General features: G+C 70.9%; 5 protein-coding genes. 2 read left to right on the plus strand and 3 right to left on the minus strand.

Features of this window, described 5'->3' with window-relative positions:
• Positions 1–25 precede the first annotated feature (25 nt).
• Genes ACWGH4_RS00910 through pcaDC form a run of 3 tightly spaced genes read right to left on the minus strand, consistent with a single transcriptional unit; the run spans position 26 to position 2,782 of the window.
• A complete protein-coding gene (locus tag ACWGH4_RS00910) occupies positions 26–805 on the minus strand; it encodes an exodeoxyribonuclease III (protein WP_441261612.1) in 780 nt (259 codons plus the stop codon).
• A 54-nt stretch (positions 806–859) separates the two neighbouring features.
• On the minus strand, positions 860–1,492 hold the full coding sequence (locus ACWGH4_RS00915; protein WP_189464430.1) for an MBL fold metallo-hydrolase: 633 nt from the start codon (positions 1,490–1,492) through the stop codon (positions 860–862).
• A gap of 12 nt (positions 1,493–1,504) precedes the next feature.
• Entirely contained in the window at positions 1,505–2,782 is a 1,278-nt protein-coding gene (gene pcaDC / locus ACWGH4_RS00920; protein WP_453454173.1) for a bifunctional 3-oxoadipate enol-lactonase/4-carboxymuconolactone decarboxylase PcaDC, read from the minus strand.
• A gap of 426 nt (positions 2,783–3,208) precedes the next feature.
• Between pcaDC and ACWGH4_RS00925 the strand changes: the two genes are divergently transcribed.
• Together ACWGH4_RS00925 and ACWGH4_RS00930 are read left to right on the plus strand one after the other, a co-directional pair.
• The gene (locus ACWGH4_RS00925; protein ID WP_453454175.1) at positions 3,209–4,060 is read left to right on the plus strand and encodes a class II glutamine amidotransferase; all 852 of its coding nucleotides are present in this window, start codon (positions 3,209–3,211) and stop codon (positions 4,058–4,060) included.
• Positions 4,061–4,376: 316 nt separating this feature from the next.
• The coding region (locus tag ACWGH4_RS00930; RefSeq protein ID WP_453454177.1) for an AAA family ATPase at positions 4,377–6,464 on the plus strand (2,088 nt) is incomplete at its 3' end.

Genomic DNA, 6,464 nt, shown 5'->3' on the forward strand with positions numbered 1-6,464 from the left:
ACCACAGGGCGCGCGTCAACCAACGTCAGATGTCGAGATCGACAACGACCGGCGCATGGTCGGAGGCGCCCTTGCCCTTGCGCTCCTCGCGGTCGACGAAGCTGTCCTTGACCGCCGTGGTGAAGGGCTCGTTGCCGTAGACCAGGTCGATGCGCATGCCGCGGTTCTTGGGGAAGCAGAGCTGGCGGTAGTCCCAGTAGGTGAACGGGTGCTCGTACTTCAGCGGGCGCGGCACCACATCGGCCAGTCCGCGCTTGCGCAGTGCCTCCAGGGCCGCGCGCTCGGGCGGCGTCACATGCGTCATGCCGTCGAAGAAGGACGGGTCCCACACGTCGTCGTCGGTCGGGGCGATGTTGAAGTCGCCGAGGACGGCGAACGGACGCCCGGCGGCGGCGTCCTCGGTCACCGCGACGGACAACGCCTCCAGCCAGCGCAGCTTGTAGCCGTAGTGGTCATGGGCGACCTCGCGGCCGTTGGGCACATAGACCGACCAGACGCGGGCGGGGCCGCAGGTGGCGGAGATCGCCCTCGGCTCCTGCACGCCCTCGTAGTCCGGGGCGCCGGGCAGCCCGCGGACGACGTCGTCGAGGCCCACCCGGGAGATCACCGCCACGCCGTTCCACCTGCCGGAGGCGTTGACCGCGGACTCGTAGCCGAGCTCACGGAGCTCCGCTGCGGGGAACTGCTCCTCGGTGCACTTGGTCTCCTGGAGGCACAGCACGTCCGTGCCGCTGCTCTCCAGCCAGGCCAGCAGCCGGGGCAGCCGGGCGGTGATCGAGTTGACGTTCCACGTGGCGATACGCATGACCCAAAGCCTAACGGCGGGGTGTGACAGTCGTCCGACCCCGCCGCGTGACCCTCACAGCTCCAGCGTCTGCCCGGCGGCCAGGCGCTCGTGCCCGGCGCCGCCGAGCTCGCCGATCTGCCGGTCGTAGATGGGCCGGGCGAGGTCCGTGAGCAGGGCGTCATGGACATCGACGGCGCGGCGCGGCGCCACATCGCGGACGTAGTCGATGACCTCGGAGATCTTGTTCCACGGGGCGTGGACCGGCAGCATCAGCGTGTCCACCGGCCGGCCGGGGACGGTGAGCGCGTCGCCCGGGTGGAAGACGGATCCGTCCACCAGGTAGCCGACATTGGTGATCCGTGGGATGTCCGGGTGGATCACCGCGTGCAGCTCGCCGTGCACCTGGACGTCGAAGCCCGCCGCGGTGAAGGTGTCGCCGTGCCCCACGGTGCTCACCCGCCCGGGGAACGCCGCGGACAGCCGCTCGGCGACGCTGCGCAGGGTCCACAGCCGGGCGGACGGGTTCGCCTCGAGCGCCGCCCGCAGTCTGCCCTCGTCGAAGTGGTCGGGGTGCTCGTGCGTGACGAGCAGGACGTCGGCCCCGACGGCGGCGTCCTGCTCGCTGAACCCGCCGGGGTCGATGACCAGACGCCGCCCGTCCTTCTCGAGCTGGACACAGGCGTGGATCCGCTTGGTGAGCCTCATGCCGACATCCTGCTACGCCCGGGGCGTCGTCTCCTCCTGTATCACCGCCTGCGCCACCCGGAAAGCGGAGTTCGCCGCGGGGACGCCGCAGTAGACGGCCGTGTGGATCAGGATCTCCCTGATCTCCGAGGGGGTCAGGCCGTTGCGCAGCGCCGCCCTGGTGTGCGAGGCCAGCTCGTCCAGATGCCCCCCGGCGACCAGCGCGGTCAGCGTCACACAGCTGCGCATGCGTCTGTCCAGGCCGTCACGGGTCCACACCTCGCCCCAGGCGAAGCGGGTGATCAGCTCCTGGAAGTCGCCGGTGAAGTCGTCGCCGTCGGCCAGCACGTCGTCGACGTGCGCGTCGCCGAGCACCTCACGGCGCACCTTCATCCCCGCCTGGTACGGGTCGGGCCTGCCCGGCCCCGTGGCCTGCGGCTGCTCCGTGGCGGCGGGCGCGATCTCGGCGACCGGCGCGACTGGCGGCGAGGTCACAGGAGCCGACGGGGCAGGGATGGCCGCGAGCGTGTCGTGCCAGGCGGTGGCGAAGTGGTGGGCGAGCAGATCCGTCACGGCGGCGGGCTGCTCGACCGGCGCCAGGTGGGAGGCGCCGGGGACGAGCGCGAGCCGGGCGTCCGGTATCCCGGCGACCAGGGTGCGGGCCTCCGCGGGCCCGGTGACCTGGTCCTCGGAGCCGACCACGACGAGGGTGGGGACCTGGATACGGCCGAGACCGGCACGGACGTCGAACGCGGCCAGCGCCTCGCACGCGGCGATGTAGCAGCCGGGGTCGGTGGTGCGGACCATCTGGACGGCCCACTCGACGATGGCCGGCTGGGCGGCGGCGAACGCCGGAGTGAACCAACGCTCGGGCGCGCTGCGGGCGATCGGGTCGAGCCCGTTGGTGCGGACGACGACACCACGCCGGCGGAACTCGTCAGCGGTGCCGAACCGGGGGGACGCCGCGACGAGCGCCAGGGCGGCCACGCGCTGCGGGTGGCGCAGCGCCAGCTCGATGCCCACGGCGCCGCCGACCGAGCAGCCGGCGTAGCCGAACCGCTGCACACCGAGCTGGTCCAGGGTGGCGAGCAGCCGCTCCGCGAGGTCACCGACGGACGCGGCGGGGTACGCGGGCGCGCCGCCGTGGCCGGGCAGGTCGTACCGGATCACCCGCCACCGCTCGGAGAGCTCGGCGATCTGCCGGTCCCACATGTGCCATGTGGTGCCGAGGGAGGGGCCCAGGACCAGGATCGGCGCGTCTTCCGGCCCGTCGACGCGGTATTGCAGGGTTTCAGTCGTCGTCTTGCTCACCCTGCTCACGCTCCCACATCTCACAATTTCTTACGGGCGGGGGGTAGGACGCTCGCCGGGCCGCCCCACGCTTCCGCCGCCGGGCGAAGGTCCTCCACGTCCGGCTTCACGTACCACTTGTCGGTCGTCGTGACGTCGGCGCGACCCGCCCACCGGGCAGGACGCGCTCCGGGACACCGCTGTCCGCGAGAGGGGCCGAGCACGACGCCCGGGCATCGTACAAGCGCAGCCTGCGAAGGCCGTACTCGTCCTGAACTCGTCCGCCCGGAGGCGGCGTACGCCTCGCGCTCGGCCGCGACCCAGGTGCCAGGGACGTGTGTAAGCGATACTGGTGACATTCCGTCCGGCCCGGGTCGGCGGAACGCCGCATCCGGCCCCCGCCGTGGTCTCTTGATGCCTCTGACTACGAGAACGGAGGAATCCGAGATGTGCCGCTGGATCGCATACACGGGTACACCTGTCTTTCTCAGCCAGGTCCTGTTCGAGCCGGAACACTCCTTGATCGACCAGAGCCTGCATTCCCGTTTGGGTGTGGAGACGACCAACGGTGACGGCTTCGGCGTCGGTTGGTACACGCAGGACACAACCACTCCCGCGGTTCTGCGGGACGTGGGCCCTGCTTGGAACAACCGCAATCTGCAGGAGGTCGCCCACCATGTCCGGTCGGGTCTGTTCTTCGGGCACATCAGGGCCTCGACCGGAACGGCCGTGCAGCAGACCAACTGCCACCCCTTCCGGCACGGTCGCTGGATGTGGATGCACAACGGGATGATCAGCGGATTCCACCGGTTCCGGCGTGACTTGGTCCTGGCCGTCGATCCGGCTCTGTACCCGGACATCGAGGGTTCCACCGACTCCGAGCTCATGTTCTTCCTGGCTCTCACCTTCGGCCTGGCGGAGGATCCGCCCGGTGCCGTGGCGCGTATGGCGGGCCTGATCGAGAAGACGGGGCACGCGCACGACGTCCCTTACCCGTTGCAGATGACCATCGCGGTCGCCGACGGCGAACGAGTGTGGGCCTTTCGCTATTCCAGCGAGGGCCGCTCCCGGTCGCTGTACTACAGCACCAAGGTGGACTCTCTGCGCGCGCTGCACCCGGAGGCCTCGTTCCTGCGGGATATTTCGGACGAGACCCGCCTCGTCGTCTCCGAACCGCTGGGCGCTCTCCCCGGAGCCTGGAACGAGGTACCGGAGAGCAGTTACGGCATCATCCAGCCGGGTGGGGACGCGCTTCACGCCTTCCGTCCCGAACTACCCGGCGGTCCGCTTCCGGCCTGAGCGCGCCGACCTCACCTGGGCAAGGCGTCTGCGGAGTCGTCTGCTGCCGGGGTTCCGGGAAGGGGCACGGCGGCCGCAAGCCGCCGAGTCCGATCATGGCGGTCAGGAGGCTGGTGAGCGGCTCGATGGTGCGTGCCGCTTCACTCACAGCTGCCGAACCCCGTCGGCGCGCAGCGGCTCCTGTGACTCGGGGCGTGGCGACGTACTGGCTGGTGAGAGCGCCAGGGGCCGGTGTCCCGTGCGCCGGGGCAGGAGGACTGGGATGCTGGGACGGGAGGCGCTATGAAAGTGACGCTGCCGGCAGGTGGTGAGCGCTGTGGCTGATTTCTCTGACCATGCCAGGGGCCCGACCGTTCCGGCCGTGCCGTACGCCGACCCTGTCGGAGACCCCTTCCTGCGGGCCCGATTCGCCCTTCCCGCGAGGCCGGTCACGTTTCTGCGGCGGCAGCGGCTCATCGACCATCTCGATCAGGCTCTCCGGACGCCGTTGACAGTGATCAACGGCGCGGCCGGGGCCGGCAAGACCGTGCTGGCAGCGCACTGGGCCGCCGGACTGCGGCAGCCGGTGGCCTGGCTCACGGCTGAGGCCGGGGCGCTGCGTCCGGGGGTGTTCTGGGCGTACGTTCTTCAGGCCATGCGTGCTTGCGACGGGCCGCTTTCCGACGCGGTGGTGGCTCCCGCGGACGCCGACCGGGTGGACCGCAGGCTGCTGGCAACGCTCGCTGCCGAGCTCAACGATCGCGACCGGCCCCTGGTCCTCGTACTCGACGAGTACGACCGTGTGACCGCTCCGGATGTCGCTGAGCAGCTCGAGTTCGTCCTGCATCATGCCGGTCGGGGGCTGCACCTCGTCCTCGTCACCCGCACCGAACCGTTGCTTCCGTTGCATCGGTACCGGGCGGCCGGCGAGCTGACGGAGATCCGCGCCGCTGAGCTTGCCTTCACGCCGGAGGAGACCGTCGCACTGCTGGAGCTGCACGGTCTGAGCCTTCCGGTCAGCGCCGCGCGCGCCCTGGTGGACCGGACCCGGGGCTGGGCGGCCGGCCTGCGGCTGTCCGCCCTGGCCGCTCTGGACAGCGCCGATCCGGAGCTCTACCTGAAGGATTTCGAGGCGGACCGCAGTACGGTCGCGGACTTCCTGCTGGCCGAGGTCCTGAAGGGACAGCCGGAGGAAACGCAGGATCTCCTGCTGCGTGTCAGCGTCCTGGAGCGTTTCTGTCCCGAGCTGGCCAACGCGCTGACACTCCGGACCGATGCCGAGCCCATTCTCGCCGCGCTGCACCGCGACAATGCGTTCGTCGAGCCCTTGGGGCACTCGTGGTATCAGCTCCATCCCCTGTTCCGGGAGATACTCCGGGCACATCTGCGCCAGCGCCTGCCCGGCCTGGAGCCGGAACTCCACCTGAGGGCGGCGCGGTGGCTGCGCCGTTCCGGATTCCTGCCGGAGACGCTCGCCCATGGCGCCGCTGCGGGCGACTGGGATTTCGCCGCCGGGGCCCTCGTCGACGACCTGGCGATCGGGCAGCTCTTCACCAGCCTGCGCTCGGGTGACCTGACCCAGTTGTTCTCTCACATGGGGCCCGAGGCCAGGAGTCCGGCTTCCGACCTCGTGCGCGCGGCCCGCAACCTCTCCGGGTACGACCTGGAACGCGGCATGACCCGCCTGCGCAACGCCGAGAAGCGTCTGGCCGACGACACGCCCGACCTGGCGGCCGCCCAGCTGAGCTGTGCGCTGCTCGAGGCACTGGCCGGTCGGCTGACCGGATGTCCCTCACTGGCCGAGAAGGCCGCTGAAGCGGCCGACGGACTGGTCCATGAGGTCCCGGCACACCTCCTGGACAAGCATCCTGAACTCACCGCTCTGCTGCTGACCCATCTGGGCTCGGCCCGCCTGTGGGCCGGGCACTTCGAGGACGCGAGAGCTGCCCTGACCACGGCGGCCGGCGCCCCCGGCGGAGCCTCTACCGTCCTTCCCCGGCAGGACTCGATGGAGCACCTGGCCCTGCTCGACTACCTGGACGGCTGGCTCGGCCGGGCGGAGCGCAAGGCCTTGGCGGCGGTGTCCCAGGCGGAGCGGGACGGCGTTCCCCAGCCTTCCGGCTCAGGCATCGGCCAGTTGGTCCTCGCAGCCGTGGCCGTCGACCGCCATGAGCTGGGCCGGGCACGGGCCCTCCTCGATGAGGCGCCGCTCCCACCAGGAGCACACGACCCTGTGTCGGCTGCGGGACGAGCCCTCGTCACGGCTCGCCTCCTGTTGGTCAGGGGCAAGGCGGGAGCCGCTGCCGAGGCGACGGACCCGGCCGTCTCCACCGCCGTGGCCTCCCCCTGGGCGACAAGCCGCGCAGCGCTCGTCGTCTCCGCCGCCCACCTGGCCGAAGGACGGCCGGACCAAGCGGCCGAGGAG

The sequence above is a fragment of the Streptomyces sp. NPDC054847 genome (assembly GCF_053610925.1).

Excerpts from the sequence above, each read along its gene's own strand:
- ACWGH4_RS00910 (WP_441261612.1), bottom strand. The coding sequence starts at position 805 with ATGCGTATCGCCACGTGGAACGTCAACTCGATCACCGCCCGGCTGCCC.
- ACWGH4_RS00915 (WP_189464430.1), bottom strand. The coding sequence starts at position 1,492 with ATGAGGCTCACCAAGCGGATCCACGCCTGTGTCCAGCTCGAGAAGGAC.
- ACWGH4_RS00925 (WP_453454175.1), top strand. The coding sequence starts at position 3,209 with ATGTGCCGCTGGATCGCATACACGGGTACACCTGTCTTTCTCAGCCAG.